At 70.0% G+C, this 23,971-nt stretch carries 19 protein-coding genes and 3 pseudogenes; 11 read left to right on the top strand and 11 right to left on the bottom strand.

Translation table 11 applies throughout. The features are described 5' to 3' along the window. Window positions 1–19: 19 nt before the first annotated feature. A complete protein-coding gene (locus CG747_RS38390; RefSeq protein WP_100606520.1) occupies window positions 20–3,274 on the bottom strand; it encodes an amino acid adenylation domain-containing protein in 3,255 nt (1,084 codons plus the stop codon). Next, window positions 3,271–5,952, bottom strand: coding sequence for a Pls/PosA family non-ribosomal peptide synthetase (locus CG747_RS38385; protein WP_100606519.1), 2,682 nt, complete (start codon window positions 5,950–5,952; stop codon window positions 3,271–3,273). Before CG747_RS38385 ends, CG747_RS38390 begins: the two co-directional genes overlap by 4 nt. 1,381 nt (window positions 5,953–7,333) lie before the next feature. On the opposite strand from CG747_RS38385, the gene CG747_RS48475 reads away from it, so the two are divergent. The 4 genes from CG747_RS48475 to CG747_RS38370 all read left to right on the top strand — a co-directional run bounded on the left by CG747_RS48475 (window position 7,334) and on the right by CG747_RS38370 (window position 11,515). Beyond that, window positions 7,334–7,501 (top strand): hypothetical protein, encoded by a 168-nt coding sequence (locus CG747_RS48475; RefSeq protein ID WP_180985884.1) that lies wholly within the window; start codon window positions 7,334–7,336, stop codon window positions 7,499–7,501. 583 nt (window positions 7,502–8,084) lie between these two features. Next, complete coding sequence (locus CG747_RS38380) at window positions 8,085–9,527, top strand: family 2B encapsulin nanocompartment shell protein (protein WP_100606518.1); 1,443 nt, start codon at window positions 8,085–8,087, stop codon at window positions 9,525–9,527. Window positions 9,528–9,545: 18 nt separating this feature from the next. Continuing rightward, window positions 9,546–10,604 carry a family 2 encapsulin nanocompartment cargo protein terpene cyclase gene (locus CG747_RS38375; protein WP_100606517.1) on the top strand — a complete coding sequence of 353 codons (1,059 nt, stop codon included), beginning with the start codon at window positions 9,546–9,548 and terminating at the stop codon, window positions 10,602–10,604. Window positions 10,605–10,636: 32 nt separating this feature from the next. Further along, a complete protein-coding gene (locus CG747_RS38370) occupies window positions 10,637–11,515 on the top strand; it encodes a geranyl diphosphate 2-C-methyltransferase (protein ID WP_100606516.1) in 879 nt (292 codons plus the stop codon). Between the two features lie 96 nt (window positions 11,516–11,611). On the opposite strand, the gene CG747_RS38365 is transcribed toward CG747_RS38370, so the two are convergent. Continuing rightward, window positions 11,612–12,148 (bottom strand): spore-associated protein A, encoded by a 537-nt coding sequence (locus CG747_RS38365; RefSeq protein ID WP_257981009.1) that lies wholly within the window; start codon window positions 12,146–12,148, stop codon window positions 11,612–11,614. Between the two features lie 194 nt (window positions 12,149–12,342). Between CG747_RS38365 and CG747_RS38360 the strand changes: the two genes are divergently transcribed. After that, window positions 12,343–12,927 (top strand): MarR family winged helix-turn-helix transcriptional regulator, encoded by a 585-nt coding sequence (locus CG747_RS38360; protein ID WP_100606514.1) that lies wholly within the window; start codon window positions 12,343–12,345, stop codon window positions 12,925–12,927. Window positions 12,928–12,973: 46 nt separating this feature from the next. Here the strand turns inward: CG747_RS38360 and CG747_RS50155 are convergent. Both CG747_RS50155 and CG747_RS51135 read right to left on the bottom strand, forming a co-directional pair. Then, window positions 12,974–13,228 (bottom strand): annotated as a pseudogene (locus tag CG747_RS50155) (respiratory nitrate reductase subunit gamma); the annotation flags it as partial. After that, window positions 13,227–13,451, bottom strand: a pseudogene (locus CG747_RS51135) (hypothetical protein); the annotation flags it as partial. The pseudogenes CG747_RS50155 and CG747_RS51135, both read right to left, overlap by 2 nt. Window positions 13,452–13,773: 322 nt before the next feature. Between CG747_RS51135 and CG747_RS38345 the strand changes: the two are divergent. The 4 genes and pseudogenes from CG747_RS38345 (at window position 13,774) to CG747_RS50150 (ending at window position 16,979) form a co-directional block, all read left to right on the top strand. Further along, the gene (locus CG747_RS38345) at window positions 13,774–14,415 is read left to right on the top strand and encodes a carbonic anhydrase (protein WP_100606513.1); all 642 of its coding nucleotides are present in this window, start codon (window positions 13,774–13,776) and stop codon (window positions 14,413–14,415) included. A gap of 172 nt (window positions 14,416–14,587) precedes the next feature. Beyond that, window positions 14,588–14,824: a DUF2180 family protein gene (locus tag CG747_RS38340; RefSeq protein WP_100606560.1), complete on the top strand. Its 237-nt coding sequence runs from the start codon at window positions 14,588–14,590 to the stop codon at window positions 14,822–14,824. Window positions 14,825–15,083: 259 nt separating this feature from the next. Next, window positions 15,084–16,397: pseudogene (locus tag CG747_RS38335) on the top strand (chloride channel protein); the annotation flags it as partial. A gap of 123 nt (window positions 16,398–16,520) precedes the next feature. Next, window positions 16,521–16,979: a CBS domain-containing protein gene (locus CG747_RS50150; protein WP_257981013.1), complete on the top strand. Its 459-nt coding sequence runs from the start codon at window positions 16,521–16,523 to the stop codon at window positions 16,977–16,979. A 113-nt stretch (window positions 16,980–17,092) separates the two neighbouring features. Here the strand turns inward: CG747_RS50150 and CG747_RS38330 are convergent, their stop codons facing one another. Next, a complete protein-coding gene (locus CG747_RS38330) occupies window positions 17,093–17,614 on the bottom strand; it encodes a MarR family winged helix-turn-helix transcriptional regulator (RefSeq protein ID WP_100606512.1) in 522 nt (173 codons plus the stop codon). Window positions 17,615–17,863: 249 nt separating this feature from the next. On the opposite strand from CG747_RS38330, the gene CG747_RS38325 reads away from it, so the two are divergent. Then, a complete protein-coding gene (locus tag CG747_RS38325) occupies window positions 17,864–18,313 on the top strand; it encodes an HPP family protein (protein ID WP_100606511.1) in 450 nt (149 codons plus the stop codon). A gap of 99 nt (window positions 18,314–18,412) precedes the next feature. Here the strand turns inward: CG747_RS38325 and CG747_RS38320 are convergent, their stop codons facing one another. From CG747_RS38320 to CG747_RS38300, 5 genes are all read right to left on the bottom strand, one after another. Further along, window positions 18,413–19,312: a helix-turn-helix domain-containing GNAT family N-acetyltransferase gene (locus CG747_RS38320; RefSeq protein ID WP_100606510.1), complete on the bottom strand. Its 900-nt coding sequence runs from the start codon at window positions 19,310–19,312 to the stop codon at window positions 18,413–18,415. 42 nt (window positions 19,313–19,354) lie between these two features. After that, window positions 19,355–19,561 (bottom strand): hypothetical protein, encoded by a 207-nt coding sequence (locus CG747_RS38315; RefSeq protein ID WP_100606509.1) that lies wholly within the window; start codon window positions 19,559–19,561, stop codon window positions 19,355–19,357. A 176-nt stretch (window positions 19,562–19,737) separates the two neighbouring features. After that, window positions 19,738–20,958 carry a cytochrome P450 gene (locus CG747_RS38310; protein WP_100606508.1) on the bottom strand — a complete coding sequence of 407 codons (1,221 nt, stop codon included), beginning with the start codon at window positions 20,956–20,958 and terminating at the stop codon, window positions 19,738–19,740. Window positions 20,959–20,970: 12 nt separating this feature from the next. After that, complete coding sequence (locus CG747_RS38305; RefSeq protein WP_100606507.1) at window positions 20,971–22,362, bottom strand: NAD(P)/FAD-dependent oxidoreductase; 1,392 nt, start codon at window positions 22,360–22,362, stop codon at window positions 20,971–20,973. Further along, entirely contained in the window at window positions 22,359–22,586 is a 228-nt protein-coding gene (locus CG747_RS38300; RefSeq protein ID WP_100606506.1) for a ferredoxin, read from the bottom strand. Before CG747_RS38300 ends, CG747_RS38305 begins: the two co-directional genes overlap by 4 nt. A 439-nt stretch (window positions 22,587–23,025) precedes the next feature. Between CG747_RS38300 and CG747_RS38295 the strand changes: the two genes are divergently transcribed. Then, window positions 23,026–23,865: an SDR family oxidoreductase gene (locus tag CG747_RS38295; protein ID WP_257981008.1), complete on the top strand. Its 840-nt coding sequence runs from the start codon at window positions 23,026–23,028 to the stop codon at window positions 23,863–23,865. Window positions 23,866–23,971 lie beyond the last annotated feature (106 nt).

The following is a 23,971-nucleotide window of genomic DNA, read 5'->3' as shown; positions in this document are numbered from 1 at the left end:
CCGAGGTCTTCCGTGCGGTTCACGAAGACGTCGGGAGGGGGACGGCGGACAGCACGGTCTGTGCCGCCTCGGCCGGTCGGGTGCGGGGGAAGGAGTGGCCGCCGGCGGGGAGCCGGTGCAGGTCGACGTGTTCGGCCAGGAGCCGCCAGTCGCGGTGCAAGTGTGCGGCGTCGGCCGTGCTCGGGTCGTCGTCGGCGGTGACGACGGTGAGGGGCGCGGTCAGCTTCGTGGCCGGCGGGTGGTCCAGGGCGTCGGCGAAGTAGTGGTGCGCGGCGACGCAGTCGTGCCGGTAGGCGGCGCCGGTGTGGGCGGCGTGCCGGGAGCCCGGTGCGCCGAGGGCGGGGTGGTCGCGGTCGGCACCCGGCTCCTCGGCGAGCTCCGGATCGCTCCGAGTGGTCAGGGCGTCGGCGGCGGCGCGTCGTTCGGTGGCGTCGCCGAGCAACTGCGCGCCGAGGAAGACCCGTTGTACGGGCCACCGGCGGTCCTGGAGCCGCCGGGCGGTGGCCACGGCGAGCGCGGCGCCCGCGGAGTGGCCCCACAGCAGGACCCCGGTCAGGCCGCGCCGGACGATCTCGGCGGCGGTCTGCTCGGCGACGGCGTCCAACGGGGCGAAGGGCTCGTGGTCGGCGGCCGGGTCGTGGCCGGGCAGTTCGACGGCGTGGACGGCCAGTCCGCTGGTCCGCAGTACTTGGGCCATCGGCCGGAAGGTGACCGCGTTGCCCCCTGCCGGGGGGAAGCACACCAGGTGACCGATGGGTTCGTCCACCGGTTCGGCGAGGGTCTGGAGCAGTCCGTGGTCCGGCGCGCGGCGGCCGTCGACCCGTTCGGCCAGGTCGGCGAGTACCGGGTGGCGGGTGAGGTCCTTGAGGGAGACCGTGCGGTCCAGGGCGATCGCCAGTTTCACCGCCGACAGCGAGGTGCCGCCCCGGTCGAAGAAGTGGTCGTGCCGGCCGATCCCGTCCTCCCGGATGCCGAGGACCTCCGCCCAGGCACGGGCCAGCCGCCGCTCGGTGGGCGTACGCGGGGCGCGGTGGCCCTCCCCGGGTGCCTCCGGTCGGCAGGCGAGAGCGGTCAGCGCCTTTTTATCGATCTTGCTGTTGGGGGTCAGCGGCAGGTGCGCCCGCCAGTGGAAGGCGCTGGGCAGCATGTAGGGCGGCAGCGACTCGGCCAACCGCTCGCGCAGGGAGTCCGCCTCCAAGGGCCGCGGGCCGCAGTAGAACGCCACCAGGTGCTTGCCCTGATCGTCGTGCCCGGCGACCACGACGGCACCGTCACGGATACCTGGTACGCGCAGCAGGGCGTTCTCGATCTCGCCGATCTCGATCCGGAAGCCGCGGACCTTCACCTGGGCGTCCCGGCGCCCGAGGAACTCCAACGCGCCCCCGGGCAGCCACCGGCCGTAGTCGCCACCTTTGTAGAGCCGTCGGCCCGGGCGGTGCGGATCGTCGAGGAAGGCCAGCCGGGTGCGCTCGGGGTCGTTGACGTATCCCCGGCCGACGCAGACCCCGGAGAAGACGATCTGGCCGGGGGCGCCCAGCGGCACCGGCTCCAGGCGCTCGTCCACGACGTAGACCCGCACGTTGTTCACGCATCGCCCGAGCGGGACCCGGTCGCCGTCGGGTGCCCGGTCCATGACGTGGTGGTTGGTGTCGTCGGAAGTCTCCGTCAGCCCGTAGGCGTTGACGAGCCTGACGCCCGGCCGCGCCGCGAACCAGCGCTGGACGAGCTCGTGCTTCAGCGCCTCGCCGGTGACCGAGACGCACCGCAGGTCCGGCAGGGGGTGCGGGTGCAGCTCCAGGTGGGACAGGACGGCTTCGAGGTAGGACGGTACGACCTGGAGGACGGTGATGCGTCCCTCGGCGAGGGTGTCGACGAAGCGCGGGACGTCCAGGACGGCCCGCTGGTCGACCAGATGGGTGCGTCCGCCGACCAGGAGGGCGGAGACCAGTTGCCAGAGGGAGATGTCGAAGCACTGGGGGGCGGTCTGGGCGACTGCCTGGCCCTCGGTGATCCCCAGGTCGGTGATCTTGGCGAGGAGGTGGTTGAGGAATCCGGCGTGCTCGCACATCGCGCCCTTGGGCTCCCCGGTGGAGCCGCTGGTGAAGTAGATGTAGGCGAGCTGGTCCGGGCCGACCGGGACACCGAGATCGTCCGCCGCGTAGGCGCCGTCGTGGGCGGCGTCGACGCCGAGCGTGCGGACCCCGGGCAGGGCGGCCAGGGCCCGGTCGAGGGTGGCGGTGCTGCCGGGTTCGGTCAGGACCAGGCGGCATGCGGCGCGGGCGAGCACGGCCGCGATGCGGTCGGCCGGGAAGTGCGGCTCGATGGGCAGGTAGACGCCGCCGGCCTTGAAAACGGCAAGGACGGCAGCCATCCAGTCCAGGTTGCGTTCGGTGACGACGGCGACTACGTCCTCGTGGGCCAGCCCCCTGGCCAACAGGGCGCGCCCCAATCGATTGGCGCGGCGGTTGAGTTCCCGGTAGGTGCACCGCTGGTCGCCGTGCACGGCGGCGACGGCGTCCGGATGGGTTCGTACCCGCGCTTCGAACAGTTCGTGGAACCGCAGGTCGGGCAGGTCCCGGTGGGGCCCGGCCAACCCGTCGAGCTGGAAGCGGCGTTCGGCGGCGGAGAGCAGGCTCCGCCGTCCGTGTTCGGCGTTCGGATCCGCGGCGAAACGGGTCAGCGCGGTGAGGTGGTAGCCGGCTATTCGGGCGGCGCTCTCCGCGTCCAGCACGTCGGTCCGGTACCGCAGCCGCAGGGTGCGCCGCCCGCCGTGTCGCGCCACCGCCACCCGCAGCACCGTGCTCGCGGCCGGCTCGCCGTCGGTACCGAACAGGTCGAGTTCGGTCTCGAACGGCGCTTCGGGCAGGCCCAGTTCGCCGATGAGGTCAGCCACCGTGACATCTCGGTGCGCGAGCATCTCGGCCACCGTCCGGGCCGACTCCAGGGCCAGTCCCTGCCAGCTGCCCGGGGCGGTGGACACCCGGCAGGGCAGCGCCGGACCGCCGTCGGCGGCGAGGTAGCCGGTGGTCACCTCCTGCTCTCCGGAGAGCGCCGCGAGCACCGCGGCGTGCGCGGCCAACAGGACCGCGTCCAGGGATATGCGACGGGTCTCGGCCCATCGGTCCAGGCGCGCCACCAGGTTGTCGGGGAGCGGCAGTTCGTGTGTGGCGAGGCCGGCCGCCGGGGCGGTGGCCCATCGCGGGATCGCGGTGCGTCCTCCGTCGGCGAGGGCCTTCCGCCAGTACGCGCGGTCGTCGTCCGTCGGCTTGTTCATCGGGCTTCCTCTGCTGGTTCGTGCCGCGGCGCCACCGGTCGCCGGTCGCGGCGATGCGGTGCCGGACCGTCCGGTGCGGCCTGGTGGCGGGGGGAGTGCGGTGCCGGCGTCCGGCGGACAGCCGACGGTGCGGGTGCGGGGCGGGTGTCCGTGGGGTACGTCCGCTGCCGGCGGTCGCGCGTCTCGGCGGCCGGGTTCCCGGCCCACCGCGCGTGCGGGGGCACCTCCTCGCCCTTCATGAGGAAGGAGTCGGCGGCGAGCACCGCGCCGTCGCCCATCGTCACGCCGTAGTGGACCAGCGCGCCGACCCCGAGGGTGCAGCCCGCGCCGAGGGTGCTGCGGTCGGACTTGAAGGTGCCGTCCTCCTGAGAGTGGCACTGGATCCGGCTGCCGGCGTTCAGGGTGCAGTCGTCACCGATGGCGGTGAGGGTGCGCTCGGAGGGGTGGCAGCCGTCGTCGAAGACCCGGCGGCCGAGCCGGACCCCCAGCAGCCGCCAGAGGACGTTCTTGAACGGCGTTCCGTTGAACGCGTTGAAGTGGATGTCGGGCACCTTCCACAGGCGCTCGTGGTGCCAGAAGTACGGATCGTAGATGGAGCACACCTGCGGCCGCAGCGGACGGAACCGCGTCATGCACCGCTCCACCAGCGCGTAGTAGACGGCGGTGAACCCCAGGGCGCACACCAGGTATCCGGCGTCCAGGAGCTTCCCGAGCCCGTCGTCGCGGGTGGCGGTCGCCAGGGTCAGCAGCGTCACGCCGAACAGGTGCACCCACCGGATGAACAGGACCAGGCCCACGGTGCGGAGGTTGTAGCGGTTCTTGGCGGCCAGGCGGCGGCGCAGTTCGTCGCCGCCGCGCAGGTGGTCGAAGCGGGTGTCGCGCTCCACCGACCGCGGGATCTCGAAGCACGGCGAGCCGAGCAGTCCCACTCCGGTCCGGATCTCACCGTCGAGCGGGACCATCACCTTGGTCGCCAGCAGGCAGTTCTCGCCCGTGCGGCCCTGCGCCGGGTAGGCGATGTAGTTGCCGAGGAAGTTGCGCTTCCCGATCTCCGTGCGGGAGACGCTGAAGGAGGTGCGGGAGATCTCGGCGTTGATCAGCGAGAGGCCGTCGGCGACCATCGTGCCGCTGCCGACGACGCTCAGGCAGGGGGAGTCGTGCTGCAGCCCGATGCCGAAGTTCGAGCCGGTCTGTTCGACGGGGGAGAGGCCGTACCCCAGACGCTGCAGGTAGCCGACGATGTAGGAGCTGTCACCGAAGAGCCAGATGAAGAACTTGAGGTTCGTCATCCGCGCGAGGGTGCGGTGCACGGCGTAATGGAAGCCGTAGAGCGGATAGGTCGTCCCGGGCTTGATCACCCGGCGCGACAGGCGCGGCACGGTGCAGAGCACGGCCAGCCCCACGATGACGAATCCGCAGAACGCCACGAGGGAGAGAACCAGCGCGTCGAGGTAGAACGCGGCAGAGGCGAAGGACCGCCGGGCGAGGTCCTCCTGGCCGCCCGTCACGGGTACCCGGGTCAGGAGGAGTGCGGTGCCGGCGACGACCAGCGGCACGACGACGAGGAACGCCTTCACCAGGCCGAGCACGCCGAACGCGCCACGTCGCCAGGTACCGCACCGCGCCGGCGCCACCCGCACGTAGTCCACCTCGGTCGGCTGCGCCGGAGAACCGTGCCACCGCCGGCCACCGGGCACGGACTCGCCGCGTTGCAGGGCGGAGGTGTGGCCGAGTTGCGCGCCGTCCCCCATCGCGGTGTCGATGTCCAGCACGGTCCGCTCGCCGACGAACACGTCCCGACCGAGGGTGACCGCCCCGGTCTGGATCCTTCCGGCATGGGCCCGGTAGCAGAGGAAGAACGCGTCCTTCCGGATCACCGTGCCGGCGCCGACGGTGAGCAGGTCGGTGCAGACCGGGACGGTGCGGGACAGGATCGTGACGTGCTTGCCGATCTTCGCGCCGAGGGCCCGCAGATAGAGCACGTACACCGGGCTGCCGACGAACAGCACCGCGGGGTTGGCGTGCACCAGCACCTTGACGATCCAGAAGCGCAGGTAGGCCACCCCCCAGGCCGGGAACTCGCGAGACCTCCACCGACCTATGAGGAGCCATTTGACCAGCACCGGGAATGCGCACAGGCCGAGGAATTCGGCGCCGCCGAAGAGGACCGCTCGCCCGTAGACGCCGCTCGGCCCCGAACCGTCGGAGACCCACCGATAGCCGCTCGCGGTCGTGAATGCGACGAGGTAGGAATATCCGAGGAAGAACAGCAACTGCATTGCTCCGCACAGGACATAGCGCACGGTACTCCCGGGGAGCGGCGCTTCGGCCGGCGTCGGATCGGCCGGGGCGGCCGCGATGGCATGTTCGGGTGCGGCCTCGGCCAGTGCTGCCGCCAGACTCCGGATGGTCGAGTGCTGGTAGACGTCCTTCATCGACACCGGCGGCAGATCCGGTCGTTTTCTGACTCGTGCGCAGAAATGCGCCATCACCAGCGAGTCGGCGCCGAGGTCGGCGAAGAAATGCCCGTCGACCGGGACCCGTTCGGTACCCACGACCTCGGCCAGCAACTCGGCGAAGGCGCGCTCCACGCCGGCTGTCGAATCCCCGCTGCCCCGGGGACACGTTGCGGATTCCGGCGGGCCGTCGGGAGGGCCCTCGGCAGGTTCTCTCACCATGCGAGCTCCTTGAGCGCGTCATACGCGTTGTGCGGGCGAATGCGATTCACCGGAACTGCGGTCGGGACGAGCCCGTGGCGTGCCGCAGTGCCGGGGGAGGCGTGCCGTGGTGCGGTGCAGCAGAGCGCGTTCACCGTGATGAGCGCGTCGGCCGGGCCGGTGCGGGCACGCCGCAGGCGCGGTCGTGCCGACCACCGGGACCAGACCCGAAAGAATGCGAGATTTCCGCGCCGTCCCTACGGCGATGCGCAGGACATCGCTGCCGGACGGAAATGTGTGCCGAGCCTTCTCACCTTGCGAACACAGTCGGACGGATCACGGCACGCCGAGCCGGGAGAATGCGACATCCACCTTCAGGCGTAACACGGATGGCCAAGGGAAGACGGCTCTCCGGTTGAATTCCTGGCGTAGGAGAGCGACGCCGTCGACCTTTCCGCCCCTGCGCAGACGTTTCTCACCCATGGGCGTGACGCTGAACGAGGTTCCCCGGGCTCACCCTCCGGCACTTTTTACGGCCCGGCCAAAGGTGGAACCAGGAATCCCCATGCCCCTTTCCGATCCGACCGAATGGGTCGTTGAAGAACGTAGGACCCGACCGGAGGGCGAAACAGGCAGGTGTAGGCCAATAAAAATGCGCCCTTGCACACAACGAAGAAGGATCAACCCGACCGTTCTCCATGGGTTGGGCCACCGTGTGACGCAGCATCACACGAGGTTCACCACCTGCTGGTTCGCGCCGTCCACGGTCCACCCGGAACGCCGACGCCTCGATCGCCCGGGATTCCCAAAAGGCCGAAAGTCGGCAATGGCCAAAAATGCAACATTCGGCACAAAAAGTTCAAATGGTTACGCTCGGTAGTGGACGGAAGGGGGCGCTATCCGCGTCAACAGTCAATCGAACTGGCGCAAAGCAGCCGACGGGCTGAGATCCGTCGATAAAGATTCTCCCCCTCTCCGGTAATGGCGCGCCACACTCCGGTAAACCAGTTGCCAGGGCGCTCGGAACGGATTTCTCTCGGTTCCGGTAAGCAAGGGCAATCCGTTGGCCGGAGGGGCGCGGAGAGCGTGTGGCGGTGTTCGCGTGCGCGCGATGCGGCGCCGCGTCGAGTGCTCCGGCATCGCGGGCCGCGCTTCCCGGATACGCCCGCCTCCGCGCCCTGGCGCGGCTTCCCGTCGCCCGGCGGCCGTGGCTGCGCAGGATCTGTGAACGTGTGCCGCGGCGCCCGCGCTGTCACCCGTTCCGGGGCTGTCCGGTGGGCGAGGATCTGATGGCCCGCGGCATCGTGGATGGTGAGGAAACGTCACATCAGGGGCAGAGCTTGTGAACGTCATCCAAAAGCGGTAATGGCCGCAGACCACTCAGGCACCTATCATCTGCGACATGACGCCCACATGCGTCCCAGACGCCACTGCCGAGGCCAACGAACGGATACGCGCGTTCATGGCCGCCCGAGTCGGTCGGCCGCTATGGCCCGAGGAACAAGCCGAGTACGAGCAACTGCTCGCCATCTGGGCGAAGTCCGCACAGCCACACCCGACCACGAGCTGAGGGGCCATGCGCCCCGTCCCTGCTTCGGCAGGGGCGGGGCGCATCGTTCGTTCCAGGGACGCACCCGGTTGCGGCCTAACGGCTCCACGAGCACGGGGGTGGTGTCCGGGCTCCGGACGGATCCGTCCTCGACGGTGGCCGGCACACCCGGAAGGCCGGCCTGCGGAGCGGTGGTTCGCAGTCACACTTTCCCGGGGAAGCCGCATGTCTGCCGCCGCGTTGCGTCTGCACCGCGTGGCAGGCCGGACAGGGTGCCGGACGGGATGCGGCGGCACGCGCCTTGCGCCAGGGAGAGCCCCGTTGCCTGTTTCGGATCGTTGTGCGAAACAGACACGTACGAGGGATGTTGATATTCCCTGTTCCGGCGCGTGTATGCCTGGCAAGCGCCGTGAGTGAGGGGCGTATTGAAGCGGGATTCGGATCTGTCTGCAACATCCCGGTGTTTGCGCCCTCGGAATACGAAGCCGCCCCCCTTCACGCCGTACCGAGATGATCTCTCGCCTGTTTCGCTTGTCCCTGCGCACGGCCACCCTGCGCACCACTGGCCGTTCTGCTCACCTCTGTTCACGTCCCGGGAGGGAATGTGTCCACACCGGACAGCGTCACCGGTTCCGCCACCGAAGAGCCCGTACTCGAACCACCCGCAGACAGCGCACGGACCAGTCTCAGCACACAGGCCGCGCGCCAACTCGCCACCACCACCAAGTCCGAGCCGCAGATGCAGGCCATCACCTCGCGGTGGCTGCTGAAGATGCTCCCGTGGGTGGATGTCAAGGGTGGCACCTACCGGGTCAACCGGCGTCTGCAACTCCGAGTCGGCCGGGGCCGGGTCCAGTTCGAGCAGAACGGTGCGGACCACATCAAGGTGATCCCGGAGACCCTCACCGAACTGCCCGTCCTGCGCGGCTACGACGACATCGAGGTCCTCAAGGAGATCGCCGGCCGCTTCAGCGTCCGGGAGGTCCGGGCCGGCCAGGTCCTCTTCGAGGCCGGGCAGCCCGCCACCGAGGCGTACCTCGTCGTCCACGGCCGCTTCGCCCGCTACCAGGCCGGGAAGTACGGCGAGGAGGAGATCGTCGGCGTCGTCACGGACGGCGACCAGATGGGGGACGAGGCGATCGGCCGGCCCGACCCGCTGTGGTTGAGCTCGGTCCGCGCCGAGACGGCGGGCGTGCTGCTGGTGCTGCCCTGGGACGTGATCCGGGAGTTCACCGACCGCGCGCCGTCCCTGGCCGCGCACCTGGCGGCGTACGCGGAGCGGCAGCAGCTCCCCATGAACCGCAAGGGGGAAGCGGATGTGCCGGTGCAGGCGGGACACGTCGGCGAGCCGACACTGTCCGGCGGATACGTCGACTACGAACTCGCCCCGCGCGAGTACGAACTCTCCCTGACCCAGACCGTGCTCCGGGTGCACAGTCGGGTAGCCGACCTCTACAACGAACCCATGGACCAGACCCAGCAGCAACTCCGGCTCACTGTGGAGGAGATCCGCGAGCGCCAGGAGTGGGAACTGGTCAACAATCGGGAGTTCGGACTGCTGCACAACGCCGACTACGGCCAGCGCATCAGCACCTACACCGGCCCGCCGACCCCCGACGACATGGACGAGCTGTTGTCCATGCGCCGCAAGACACGGCTGTTCCTGGCCCATCCGAAGGCGATTGCCGCCTTCTTCCGGCAGTGCAACAAACGCGGTCTGGTGCCGGGCACGGCGGACGTCGACGGGCACGAGGTCCCTGCCTGGCGGGGCGTCCCGATCTTCCCGTGCGGCAAGATCCCGATCGGCGACGCGCACACCAGCAGCATCATCGCGCTGCGTACCGGCGAGGCGGACCAGGGAGTCGTCGGCCTGTACCAGACCGGCATCCCCGAGGAGTTCCAGCCGGGTCTGAACGTCCGCTTCATGGGCGTCGACCAGGCCGCCATCATCAAGTACCTCGTCACCGCCTACTACTCGCAAGCCATCCTCGTGCCCGACGCCGTCGGAATCCTGGAGAACGTCCAGCTCGGCCGGAGCGCCGACTGACCCGGTGGAGTACGAACCATGAGCACGCCCCCCAACACCGCCGCCGGGTTCTCGATGCCCGGCCCGCCGAACCTCGCCCGCGACCTTCGGGCCCGCCGCGGCGGGGCCGTCCCCGGGCTGAAGTACCGGCCCGCCGCCCCCGCCGACCCGGAAAAGGCCAAGGAGATCGACCGCAGGCTGGAGCTCTGGGCCCGCGAGTTGGATCTCTTCCCCGCGCAGTGGACCGGTGACTTCGCGGAGTTCCAGGTCGGCCGGGCCGTCGTCCTCCAGCATCCCGGTGCGGCCGACCTCGAACGCCTCACCGTCGCCGGCAAGTTGCTGCTGGCCGAGAACATCGTCGACAGCTGCTACTGCGAGGAGGACGAAGGCCGGGGCGCCGCGCGCAGCAGCCTGGGCGGCCGTCTGATCATCGCCCAGTCGGCCCTCGACCCGTTCCACAGCACCCCCGTATACGAGGAGGAGTGGCGCCGCGGTGTGCAGGCCGACGGCCCCCTGCGCTCGTACCACTGGGCCCTGCAGGACTACGCGGCTGTCGCGACCCCCAGTCAGACCGGCCGGTTCGTCCATGACATGGCCCGGCTGCACCTCGGCTACCTCGCGGAGGCCTCCTGGGCGGAGTCGCGGTACGCACCGCAGGTCTGGGAGTACCTGGTGATGCGGCAGTTCAACAACTTCCGCCCCTGCCTGTCCCTGGTCGACGCCGTGGACGGCTACGAACTGCCCGAAGTCCTCTACGCCCGGCCCGAGGTCCAGCGGGTCACCGCCCTGGCCTGCAACGCCACCACCATCGTCAACGACCTCTATTCCTTCACCAAGGAACTGGCCAGTGACCCGAACCACCTGAACCTGCCGCAGGTGGTGGCCGCCAACGACAAGCGCGGCCTGAAGGCCGCCTACCTGAAGAGCGTCGAGATCCACAACCAGGTCTTCGAGGCGTTCGAGGCGGAGTCGGCGCCGCTGTGCGCCCTCTCGCCCCTCCTCGAAAAGTACGTCCGGGGCCTGACCGACTGGGTCGCCGGCAACCACGAGTGGCACGCCACCAACACCGAACGCTACCAGTTGCCCAACTACTGGTAGACCGATCCACGCACCACTGCAAGGAGTCACCGTTGACCATCGCACACGCCGACACCGCAGCACGCACACCGGTGCCGACCCAGTCCACGTACCAGTCACGGGTCGCGGACTACTGGAACGCCGAGGAAAACCCGGTCAACCTCGAACTCGGAAAGATCGACGACCTGTACCACCACCACTACGGCATCGGGGACGCCGACTGGTCGGTACTGGACGAGCAGAACCCCGACCTCCGCCGTGAGCGGGTCACCGGAGAACTGCACCGGCTGGAGCACGCCCAGGCCGAACTCCTCGCCTCCCACCTCGGTGACGTCGCGCCGACCGACCGGGTCTTCGACGCCGGGTGCGGGCGCGGGGGCGGCAGCGTGGTCGCGCACCTGCGCTACGGCTGCCACTCCGACGGGGTCACGATCTCCGCCAAGCAGGCCGACTTCGCCAACGAGCAGGCCCGCAAACGCGGTATCGACGACAAGGTGCGCTACCACCACCGCAACATGCTCGACACCGGCTTCACCGCCGGCGCGTACGCGGCGTCGTGGAACAACGAGTCGACCATGTACGTCGAACTGGAGCTGCTGTTCGCGGAGCACGCGCGGCTGCTCCGGCGCGGTGGCCGCTACGTCACGATCACCGGCTGCTACAACGACTCGTACGGGCGCGCCTCGCGCGAGGTGTCGCTCATCAACGCCCACTACATCTGCGACATCCACCCGCGCTCGGAGTACTTCCGCGCCATGGCCCGCAACCGGCTCGTCCCCGTGCACGTCGAGGACCTGACGGAGGCCGCGCTGCCGTACTGGGAACTTCGCCGCCAAGCCGACCACCTGGTCACGGGCATCGAGGACACCTTCCTCAACGCCTACCGCAACGGCAGCTTCCAGTACCTGCTGATCGCCGCGGAACGCGTGTGAATCTCCGGGGCCGCGCCACTGACGGCGCGGCCCCGACGAGGTGGCACCGGCGGCCGGGCGCCAGCCGGACGCCGGATCGCCGGGGGCCGGTCCCTCCTAGCCGCAGTGGTCGTTCTCCCGGTGGCTGTAGCCGCCGCCGACGACGCCGCCCCAGTCCACGCACGCACCTCTGGCGTTGACCCACACGGGGCCGGCGTACGTCGTGTAATCCCCCTCGTCCGAGATCCAGGTCGAGGAATCGTCGGAACGCATGAGGAATACCGACATGGGGACCGTTCCGCCCGTCCCCTTGCGGATACTGACCGCGCAATTGCTGCCCGAGGACCTCTGGTACGTGAGGTACACCGTCCCCTCGTTTCCGACGGGCAGGGAGTCTATGACCGTGAATCCTGGTCCGCATACGCCGTTGTAGGCCGCGATCGGCGCCGCGTTGGCGGTGCCCGGGACGGCAATCACGGACGCTGCGGCAATTCCCGCCACCGCGCCGAACGTCGCCACTCGACGCCCCACGGTGGAAGCGGAAATCCCTCTGATTCTGCTGCCGATTTCCATTCCTGGAAGCCCCTCCTCGCGATTTTTGAAGCTTAAAATTAAGGCAATGCGGAGTTGTGTGGCAGGAGTGGTTTCGGTCAACGGTGGCTTGATTTCGGCGTTCTGTGGGGGAGGTGCCGGAGATCGGTCGAGCGCAACTGCGTGACGGCGCAGGGGTGTTCGTCGCCGCACCTCGCAGCGGATGGGGACGGGAAGGAACGGCGGACGCGCGGTAACCGGTGACGTACGGTGCCGGTGAGGGCAGAGGTTGCGGGCGGGCCGGTATAACCTTCCCCATGCCGATTGACGAAGCCGCATCGCAGAAGCCCTCCGGCCGGCCCGCCGAGTGGTCTGATCTTGATGAGGAGGCCGAGGAGGTCACGGTCGCCGTCATGGCGGCGTCCCGTCTGCTGATCGCCGTCTCGGCACGCGCCCTCGCCTCGATAGACGACGCCATGACCCTGCCGCAGCTGCGGGCCCTGGTGGTGCTGGAGAGCTGCGAACCCCTCAAGCTCGTGGCGATGGCGGCCACCCTGGGCGTCAACCCGTCGACCGCGATGCGGATGGTCGACAAGCTCGAAGCGGTCGGCCTGGTCGATCGCCGAACCAACCCGGACAACCGCCGCGAGGTCGTTCTGCGACTCACGGCAGCGGGACGGGACGTGGTGGAGCAGGTCCTCGCGCACCGCCGGGCCGAGATCCGCACGCTGGTCGGCCGGTTGCCGGCCGAGCAACGGGCGGGCCTGGTACCGACGTTGCGGTCCCTCATCCAGGCCGCCGGCGAGCTGGCCGTCGACCCCTTCGACGAGGTGCGGCGGATAGGCGGGCTCGTCGAGGACCCGCTCGCGTCGGGCGGGCGGGACGGCCTGGGCCTGGGGTGAGGGGCACCGGCGGCGGACGGCCCGACGGGGCGGGTGGCCCTGCCCGTCAGCGCCGGGTGTCGCTCTGTCGTCGTCCGGCGGCGGGTTTCCGCGCGGCGGGCCGGGCGGCGGCGGGGTGGCGGTAGGGCGTGGCGCGGGCGTGCGAGCGGTAGACGATGTACGGCCGGATCAGGTAGCCGACGTGGGCGGTGAAGGCGTGGATGAGCCGGCTGAAGGGCCAGAGCGCGAAGAGGACCATCGCGAGCAGGGCGTGGAGTTGGTACACCAGCGGGGCGTGCGCCATCGCCGGGACGTCGGGGTCGCGTCTCCCAGGTGATCACGCCGTCCTTGACGTACACCTTCCACGAGCACGAGCCGGTGCAGTTCACCCCGTGGGTGGAGCGGACAACCTGGTCATGGGCCCAACGTTCCCGGTAGGGCGCGTCGTTGACGCTCTGGTCGGTCCGGTAGACCGCCCGCAGGTCCGGCGTCGTGGGTGCCCTCCGCAAGGCCGTTCCGATCCGCAGCAGCTGCTCCGTGGCCACCGCCGCAACGCGTTCGGCTTCCTTGCGGGTACCGCGTCGTACCACCACGGTCGCTCCTTTCACGGTGCGCGGGTGGCGGCACCGGCCACTCCGGTCCCCGTGCCGGGTGGTCGCGTGCCACCAGGATCAGCTTGGCCGTGCCGCGGCGTTCCCGACGCGCCACCACGGAAGGGTTGATGAGAGTTATACGTAGTTTTTCTTGCGCTTTGCAATATTTGCCAGCGGCATGTACTTTGAGTCGGTGCGGTGAAGGGCGGAACAGGGAGATGTCGGTGAGGGGCCGCATGGGCCGGGTGATTGACGGAGTCGTGGGTGGGGATCTATGAGCGACATGACGTCCCCCACTCCTCGTGAAGCCTTCGAGCTGCTGCTCGCCGGCAACCAGCGCTTCATCGCGGGCGCGCCCGCGCACCCCAACCAGGACGCCACGCGTCGCGCCGAGATCGCGCCGGCCCAGCGTCCATTCGCCGTGCTGTTCGGGTGCTCCGACTCCCGCCTGGCTGCCGAGGTCATCTTCGACCGCGGCCTGGGCGACCTGTTCGTCGTCCGCACCGCGGGCCACGTCGTGGGGGCGGAGGTGCTGGGCAGCGTCGAATACGGGGTGGAGGTGCTGGACTGCCCGCTGGTCGTGGTCCTCGGCCACGACTCGTGCGGCGCGATCGCCGCCGCCTGCGCCGCACTCGAAACCGGTGTGACGCCGACCGGCTACATCCGGGACGTCGTCGAGCGGGTCACCCCCAGCGTGCTCGCGGCGCGGGCCGCCGGGCGCGTGCAACCCGACGAGATCCTCGCCGAGCACGTGCGCCACACGGTCGACCTGCTGCTGGACCGCTACCGGGAGCTGGCCCGGCGGGTGGCGGCCCGTGAGGCGGCCGTGGTGGGGCTGTCCTACCGGCTGGACGACGGCAGCGCCCACCTCGTCGCGGCCCGCGGCCTCGATGACCCCGCCGGCCCCTCGTCCTGACCCGCGATGGCGCAGGTCAGGGCCTTGTCGGGGCCTGGGGCTCGGGGCGGCGGCGGCTCCGGGAGTCGCCGACCGGAGCGGCCGGGCCGGACCGTGTGGAACGTTGCCTACCGCAATACTTGCCTGGCGATAGAATGGGTTCGGGTGGGCGCACAGGAGGCGGGTGAGTCTCATGAAGTGCTTCGACTGCGCGTGGGCCGAAGAGGTCGTCGACGCCGTGGGTATCTGCCATCACTGCGGTGTGGGCGTCTGCCTCCGGCACTGTCATGTCGCCCTGGAGCCCGGCCATCGACTTGCCGGGGTCGGCCAGTCGACGCTCTCCCGACCGGCCCGTGAACTCACCTGTCTGACCTGCCACTTCGCGATGGCTCCCACGTACCAGGCAGAGGCGAAGCGAAGCGTGCGCTGACGGGCGGATGCGGGGCGTCGCCGGCGTCGGTTCGAGGGCGTGCCTGCGTGGGGGATGCCTGTGCGGCGGCGACCCGGCCCCGTGATCCGGTCCGTCGTCGGCCGCCTCGGCGTCCTGCGGTGGTGGGGGTGGTGCACTCAGGCGCACTTCCGGCGGTGTCCGCCCCCGGGAGCCAACCGTCGGCCCGTCCAGGTGCTGGACACCACCTGCCTGCAAATCTTGCACACTGCAATACTTTTGCTATGGAAATCATACGAACATGCCTGGGGTCAGGCGGGCGAGCGGCGTCCACCGGCGCTCCGCGACCTGGTGGGTCGCCGCGGTGAACGGGGCGCGCACGGGAACGACGAGGCACCGGGGCGCGCACCTCGGTGACTTCACGGTCCAGCCGAGGATGCTGGTGATCTGCGGCTGGGCACTGCTCGTGGGCGGCGCCGGTGCGGTGGCGGCGCTGGCGTTGCTGCGGTTGATCGGGCTGGTCACCAACGCGGTGTTCTACCAGCGGTGGTCGACCTCGCTGGTCGCGCCGGGCCTGGAGCACCGGCCGTGGTGGCTGGTGCTGGGCGCGCCGGTGCTCGGCGGACTGGTGATCGGCGCGATGGCGCGCTACGGGTCGGAGAAGATCCGCGGGCACGGCATGCCCGAGGCGATCGAGGCGATCCTGACCGGCGGCAGCCGGGTCGAGCCCCGGGTGGCGGTGCTCAAGCCGGTGTCGGCGGCGATCAGCATCGGCACCGGCGGCCCGTTCGGCGCCGAGGGGCCGACCATCATGACCGGTGGCGCGATCGGCTCGATCCTGGCGCAGGCGCTGCGGTTGAGTGCCGACGAACGCAAGACGCTGCTGGTCTCCGGGGCGGCGGCCGGTATGGCGGCGACCTTCAACTCGCCGCTGGCGGCCGTGCTGCTCGCCGTGGAACTGCTGCTCTTCGAGTGGCGCCCGCGCAGCTTCGTGCCGGTGGTCGCGGCGGTCGGCGTCAGCACCGTGGTGCGCGGTTTCCTGCTGGGGACGGCCCCGATCTTCCCGGTGTCCGCCGCCGGCCTCCACGTCGCCCCCGCGGTCGACGTGCTCTGCGTGGTGGCCGGGCTGCTCGGCGGTGCACTGGCGGTCGCCGCGACCTGGCTGGTCTACCGGGCCGAGGACGGCTTCGCCCGACTGCCCTTCCACTGGATGTGGTGACCCGCGATCGGCGGGCTGGTCATCGGCCTGGGCGGGTTGGTCGAGCCGCGTGCCCTCGGTGTCGGCTACGACGTCATCGAGCAGTTGCTGACCGGCCGCGCCACGGTGTCGCTCATCGTCGGAATCCTCGTCGTCAAGACCCTCATCTGGTCGCTCTCGCTCGGCTCGGGGACCTCCGGCGGGGTGCTCGCTCCGGTCTTCATGATCGGCGGGGCGGTCGGCGCGGCCGAAAGTCTGGTCTTCCCGCACGTCATTCCGGGCTTCTGGGCGATGATGGGACTGGCCGCCGTGGTGGGCGGGGTGATGCGGTCACCGTTGACCGGAGTGGTCTTCACCCTCGAACTCACCCATGCCTGGGGTGCGGTGCTGCCGCTGCTGATCTCCTCCACCGCCGCCTATGCGCTGTCCGCACTCCTGCTCAGGCGCTCGGTGCTCACCGAGAAGATCGCCCGCCGCGGTCTGCATCTGACCAGGGAGTACTCCACCGACCCGCTGGAGACGTTCTTCGTCGAAGAGGTCATGGAACGCCGGCCCCTCCTCCTTGAGGGCCGCGACGGCGTAGCAGTGGCGATCCAGCTCACCGGGGACGCGGGGGGTTCCGCCGGCGATGGGCGGCGGTTGGTCCCGGTACTGACCGACGAGGGCGCGACGGGCCTGGTGACGACCCGGGAGCAGCTGCTGGAGGCACTCGCCAGGGACGCCGATCTGCAGGGGAGCAGCACGGTGGCGGACGTCTGCGTGCCTTCTCCGGTGACCCTCCGGCCGGACGACACCCTGCGCCGTGCCGCCTATCTCTTCGCCGAACACGGCGTGACCCAGGCCCCGGTCGTCGGTCACGGGCCCGACGCCCACGTCGTGGGGACGGTCACGCTCCACCACCTGCTCCACGCGCGACGGCACGACCTGACGGAGGAGCACCACCGGCAACGTCTCCTTCCGGGCAGCCGACGACGTGACCCGGACGCCGTCCCCACCTGAGACCACTGAGAGCCACGGGGCCTTCGTCGCGGCGAAGGCCCCGTTCGCACGCCTGCTGCTCGCGGCTCGCCGAGCCCATCGGCCGCGGCCCGTCCGCCTGGGAGCCGCGCCGGTCAGTACCGCTCCGTCAGCGAATCGACGGCTTGCGCGCCGGCCGCGTCGGTCAGGGCGCGCAGTCCCCGCACCAGTTCGGCGCGCCGCTCGGTCGGCAGACTGGCGACGATTGCCTGGATCTCCTGATGGCGGTGGGCCAGGACCTTCTCGACCAGGCGCCGGCCGTGCGGTTTGAGGGCCAGGATGACTTCGCGACGGTTGCCGGGGTTCAGCTGACGGTCCACGAGGCCGCGGGCCTCCAGCTTGTCGACCATGCGCATCGCCGTGGACGGGTTCACGTCCAGCCCCGCGGCGAGCGCGGCGAGTTTGACCGGGCCCTCGCCGTGCAGCACCACCAGAGTGCGCAGCTGTGGCAGCGTCAGGGTCGGCTCGGTCTCGGCGAGTGCCCGTGCGGAGAGTGCGACGAACAGGCGGGACGCCGTCATGACGGCCGCGGCGACCTCCTCCACGGTCTCGTGCAGGTCGTCCGCCGACAGCTCGGCCGGGCCTTGCTGCGCACCATCCGGAGCTTGTCGCACCATACCGCTTTTATACCGTTCCCCAGGCTGGCGCCGATGGACGGGTTCCGGTGTGGACCGGTGGGGGCGCGGAGCCGTCGGTGGGCGGTCGGCGGGTCCCGCCGAAGCGTGATCAGCCCGGCCGACTGGCACCCCGGGGGTACGTTCACAGTTCAATCAACATTTTGTTTATGATCTGGGTGCCGCACCTGCCTGCCTGGAGTCCCTGCATGTCCGCACCACCGCCCCCTGCCACCCCCCAGGCCGCACCCGTTGCACGTGTTGAGGGCCACGGCATTCGCCATCGGCGCCCTGCTTCTCCTGGTCGGGGTGGGTGTGCTGCTGCACGAGCCGCTGCTGATCCCGCCCCTGGCGGCGAGCGCGGCCCTGGTGCACGGAGCGCCCGGGCTGCCGATCTCCCAGCCGCGCAACCTGATCTGCGGCCAGCTGATGTCCGCCGCGATCGGCTTCGGCACCCTGGCGGTGACCGGGAGCAGTGCCTGGGGCGCCGCGGTGGCCGCCGGGCTTTCCCTGGGCGCGATGATGCTCACCCACCTTTCCCACTCCCCGGCCGCCGCCACGTCGGTCATCGTGGTGCTGCAGGCCCCGCATCCGGTGCCGTTCCTCCCGCTGCTCTTCCTGGCCACCGTGCTGCTGGTGGCGATCGGCCTGTTGCCCGGCCGCATAGGAGGGCACCCGGTCCGCTACCCGGTTGCCTGGTGACGCCACGGCATCAGGACGCGGTGCATCTTGGCGATGAAGAGATCGTCTTGGGGCGACCCCGGCTCCGTTTCGTCCGGGCCGCTGAACACGGGGAGGACCTCATCCCGACGTCGGCGTGGTGATCCGCTTCTCGAACCAGTGATGGGCATACGGCTCGTCGTTGAAGGCCGCGACCTCCTGGAAGCCGCAGGAGTGGTAGAGGCCGATCGCCGCGGTGAGCGCCTTGTTGGTGTCCAGGCGCAGAATGTCGCAGCCTTGCCGGGCGGCCAGAGTCTCCAGCTCGGTCAGGAAACGGCGGCCGAGACCGAGACCCCGGGTGCGGGGCGCGACCCACATGCGTTTGATCTCGGCCGGGGCGCCGGGGGGCAGCTTCAAACCGGCGCAGCCGACGGGCTCGCCGTGCAGCCTGGCGACCAGGAACAGGCCGTGCGGTGGCCGGAGTTCGCCCGCGTCGGGCAGTAGGCTCCGCGCGGGGTCGAAGCCGGTCTCGAAGCGCTCCTGCAGTTCGGTGAAGTAGGACCGCAGGCTGTGCTGGGCGTCGGGGTGGTCCGGGTCGACCGTGTCCAGCGTGACCGTCGCGGCGGTCAGCAACCGCTCGACCTCGGCCATGGCGGCGGCCAGCCGGGCGCGCTGGGCAGTGTTGAGCGGCTCCAGGAGAGAGCTGGCCAGCTCGTCGCTGCGGCCATCGAGCACGGCGCGCTCGGCGCGGCCCGCATCGGTGAGCCGGACGGTGCGCACCCGTCTGTCCCGGGGCTGCGGCTCCACCGTCACCAGGCCGTCGGTCTCCAGGGAGCGCAGTAGCCGGCTGACGTATCCGGAGTCGAGTGCGAGGCGCTCGCGCAGCTGCCGCACGTCCTGGCCCTCCTCGCCGATCTCCCAGAGGAGCCGGGCTTCACCGATGGGCCGGTCGAGGCCCAGGTAGTGGTCGTGGAGCACGCCCACACGCTCGGTGACGGTGCGGTTGAACCGCCGCACCTGGTCGATCTGCACCGTGTCCATTCTCTGACTGTAGTCAGAGAACCATGTGCAGGGCCAGAGGCTTCACCCTTCACCGGGACGTTGGCCGACGTTGCTGATGGATGAGTAGCGGCTCCGGATGAGGTCTTCGAGCCGGTCCAGCGAGGCCATGCTGAAGCCCCATCCACCGCCGGTCTCCTGCGACCACCCCTCGAATCCAGCCTTCTGGCGGGCCGGCCACTCCTGCGGCAGTGAGCTGCTCGTCCAGGCATTCTCTTCGCTCATGTCCATGGCCGGCGACCTTGCGCCAGGACAGACGAAGCCCCGAACTTGCCTACGATGCAACGGTTTTTGCGGCCCCAGCCGCAGGCCGGTGAGCGCGCACGGTCGTGGAGCCCGCCGAGACCGCCCAGGTCAGGTCCTCGTCGGCGTCGGGCTGGGCCATCAGCGCGGTGAAGACCCGATGCCTAGCCGCCGCCCCGCTCGACGTGGAGATGGATCGGCCCGCGGAGTACGGGGCTGCGCCGGTACGGTGGCGGGTCGGCGACCAGTCCGGGCCGGTCGAGCCGGCGTACCAACTCGGTCAGCGCGATCTGGGCTTCGCGGCGGGCCAGCGGGCCGCCGAAGCACAGGTGGATGCCGCTGCCGAAGCCGAGGTGCTGGTTGTCGCGCCGATCGGGGTCGAAGCGGTCGGGATCGTGGAAGCGGTTCGGGTCGCGGCTGCCCGAGGCCAACATCAACATGATCTGCGAGCCCTTGGGGATGACGGTGTCGGCGACGGTGATGTCGCTGTACGCCGCCCGCCAGGGAATGATGTGCACGGGGGGCTCGTAGCGCAGCAGTTCCTCTACCAGCGGCACGATCAAGTCCGGTTCGTCGCGCAGGCGTTGCAGTATCGGCGGGTGGCGCAGCAGTGTCAGCATGCCGTTGGTGATGAGGTTGACGGTGGTCTCGTGGCCGGCGATCAGCAGCAGGTTGGCGGTGGAGATGATCTCCTCGTCGGTCATCCGCCCGTCGGGCCCGTCGTCGTTGGCCAGCCGTGACAGCAGGTCGTCGCCCGGTCGGCCGTGGCGTTGGTCCAGCAGCCCGCCGAGGTACTGCCGCAGGTCCTTGCGGGCCTGTACGCCCTTGTCCAGCTTTTCCTTCGGGTCGGTCTTGGGGTTGTAGTCGATCGAGTTGATGAGGTCGTCCACCCAGAGGTGGAACCGCGGTTCGTCCTCGCGTGGCACACCGAGCAGGTGGCAGATCACCGAGACCGGGAACGGGTAGGCGAAGTCGTCGACGATGTCGATCTGCTTCTTGTCCGCGAAGTCGTCGATCAGGCTGCTGACGATGCCGGTCAGCGCGGGTTCCATGTCGGTCACCAGCCGCGGGGTGTGCGGGGGGCCGAAATGGCGCATCGCCATACGCCGCAGGCGGTCGTGCTCGGGCGGGTCGAGGTTGATGAACGCCGGAGTGGTCTGCTCCTCGGTTGCCGCCGTCGGATGGGTGAGGTTGCGGGTGTCCGAGCTCAGATGCGGGTTGTGCAGTATGCCTGCGATCTCGCGGTAGGTGCTGATGACGTAGCTGCCGTCCTCCTGCTGGGCCACCGGTGTCTTGCGCAGCTCGGCGTAGAGCGGGTACGGGTCGGCCCGGGAGGAGTAGTCGAGGATCCGGCGCAGCATGCCGGCAGCCTGGGTCGTGGTCATCTCGCTTCCCTCCTACCGGTGCTGGTACGCGGCCGTGACACGGCGCTCACTCGGGTCGTGACCCGTGACGACCACGGTGGCGCCCTGGGCGAGCAGCTCGGGGCCGGGGAAGTCGACGGGCACCGCTTTCATGTCTGCGGGCTGGTCGGGCGCGGGGCACGGCGGCGGGAACGGCGCTGCCGTCTCGATGAGCTGCCGGTAGTGGTCCAGCCACTTCGCGTTGTTGAAGCTCACCGCCGCGGTGACGCGGCCCCGATAGCCGTATGCGGCGACGAAGCGGTGGTCGGGCACCGATCCCTGGGTGACGACCACCTCGTCGGCGAAGGTCGGTACGCCGACGGACTTGATGTTGACGCCGAACTGGATCGACCAGAACAGCGGCAGGGTCAGGTGGGGCCAGCGATCCGCCTGGCCGCTGACCATGTTGTGCGCCGCGACCTCGGCCTGCTCCACGGCGTTGGCCCAGTGCTCCAGCGAGATGAGCCGGTACTCGTAGATCGGGTTCGGGCAGCGTGCCACGTCTCCGGCGACGAAGATGTCGTCGGTGACCAGGCCGTTGAGGTCGAGGGCGCGGCAGCCCGTGTCGCAGGCGATTCCCCAGACACCCGCCGCCAGGCCCGAGTCCCGCAGCCACTCGGTGTTGCGGATGCCCCCGAGCGCCACCACCGCCACGTCGGTGTCGAGCGTACTGCCGTCGTCGAAGTGCGCGCGGCGCAGCCGCCCCTGTGCGTCGCCCTCCAGCCGGGTGACCTTCACACCGCAGCGCAGGTCGACCCCGTGAGCGCGCTGCATGTCCGCCGCGACCTGACCGATCATGGCGCCGAGTGCCCCTACCAGCGGCGCGGGCGCGAGTTCGGCGACGGTCACCGGGATGTCCCACTCGCGGCAGATGGAGGCGATCTCGGAGCCGGTGAATCCCGCACCGATGACCAGGACCCGGGAGGGCCCGGCGGCGAGGGCCCGCTGCAGGGCCTCGGAGTGTTCGCGCGTCCGCACGATGAACACCCCGTCCAGGGCCGCCTCGCTCTCGACGAACCAGGGCCGGGCCCGTACTCCGGTGGAGATCAGCACCCGGTCGAAGGGAACCTCACGCCCGTCGGCCAGCCGCACGTGGTCGGTCGCCAGGTCCAGCCCACTGGCGGGCACACCCAGCAGCCACTCCGCATCGATGCCACGGCGGCGCGGCAGCTTGGTGTTCCCGGCCGGAACCCACCCGGTCAGTACCTGTTTGGACAGCGGAGGCCGGTCATACGGCTCGCCCAACTCGTCGCCGATCATGGTCAACGATCCGGTGAAACCCTCGTCGCGCAGCGTCTCCGCGGCCCGCAGCCCCGCCAGTGACGCCCCGACGACCACGATGCGGCCCTCGCGCTTGAACGCTTGCAGGTTGTCGGCGCTGGTCATGACGGCGACGCCTCCGCCGGTGCGTCCCGTCCCTCCGACTGGTCGACCAGAATCGCCTGGACCGGGCAGGCCGCCGCGGCGCGCAGCACCCGGTCGCGCTGGGCGTCATCGGGGTTCGGGTCGTACATCAGCGCTTCCTCGCCGTGCATCCGGAACGCGTCCGGAGCCAGGAAGGCGCACTGCGCGTACCCTTCACATCGGGAAAGATCAACGACAACTCTCATCCCGACCTCCACGGTGGCTGCAGGCTGCGGGCCCGGAAGTCGGCGCCATTCCGGCGCGCAGGGCGCGGTACGGCGAGAGAGAAGAGATGTGGTCGTCGCCCACCTCCCCGGACTGCGAGGGGGTGCACCGCGCTCGTCGGGTCGCCGCAGGAAGAATGGGATATCGCGTACAAGGCGACCGGCGGAAAAAACCGCTCAGGGATGCTGACTTTCCTGCCAGACAGCCTATCCCGCGCGCACACCGCCCGCACCACGGGAAAGGGTTGTCCCGCCGATCGGCGGCGGAGCTCCTGCCGTGAAGGCCCGGTCGTCGTCGACCGATCGGCGCAATTCGCCCGTGCCCGGCGTGTGGCCCGGGCTTTCGGATGGTTCGGTGTCGAAAGGAGTCAACCAGACCCCAAGCGGTCGTGCGGTCGGCCAGTCGAGGAGGAGAACCGGCGTGAGCGTGACTCAGGGAGCACCTCAGGGCGTCAATCCCGCGCATCTGCTGAAAGGCCAGAAGGCACTCGTCACCGGTGCGAACTCCGGCATCGGCAAGGCGACGGCCATCGGCCTGGGACGCGCCGGGGCCGACGTGGTCGTGAACTACGTCGCCGGGCGCGCGGAGGCCGAGCAGGTGGTCGAGGAGATCTCCCGGTTCGGCGTGCGCGCGGCGGCGTACGAGGCCGACGTGTCCCAGGAGGACCAGGTCGTCGCGATGATCGAACGGATGGTTCGGGAGTTCGGGACCATCGACATCCTCGTGGCCAACGCCGGGCTGCAGCGCGACGCTCCGTTCACCGAGATGACGACGGCCCAGTGGCAGAAGGTGCTGGACGTCAACCTCACCGGCCAGTTCCTGTGCGCTCGGGAGGCGACGAAGGAGTTCCTGCGAAGAGGGGTCGTCCCCGAGGTGTCGCGAGCCGCCGGGAAGATCATTTGCATGAGCTCGGTGCACCAGGTCATCCCCTGGGCCGGTCACGTCAACTACGCGGCCTCCAAGGGCGGCGTGCAGATGATGATGGAGACCCTCGCCCAGGAGCTCGCGCCCCACAGGATCAGGGTCAACGCCATTGCTCCGGGAGCCATCAGGACGCCCATCAACCGCAGCGCCTGGAACACTCCCGATGCCGAGAAGGAGCTGCTGCAGCTGATTCCCTACGGGCGCGTCGGTGATCCGGAGGACATCGCCCACGCGGTCGTCGGTCTCGCCTCGGACCTCATGGACTACGTGGTGGGCACCACGCTCTACGTGGACGGCGGTATGACTCTCTTCCCCGGTTTCGCCACCGGCGGCTGAGCCCGGTACCGACGGAGGACCGGACGCCCGCTCTCCGCTGACAACCGCCGCCTCACGGCACCCGGTCGAGAGCCGCATCCGCCGGGACGAGGGCGTCGATCGACGC

This window comes from Streptomyces sp. CB02959 (assembly GCF_002803155.1).
Lineage (GTDB): Bacteria > Actinomycetota > Actinomycetes > Streptomycetales > Streptomycetaceae > Streptomyces.
This window is presented reverse-complemented; position numbering and strand designations above follow the sequence as displayed.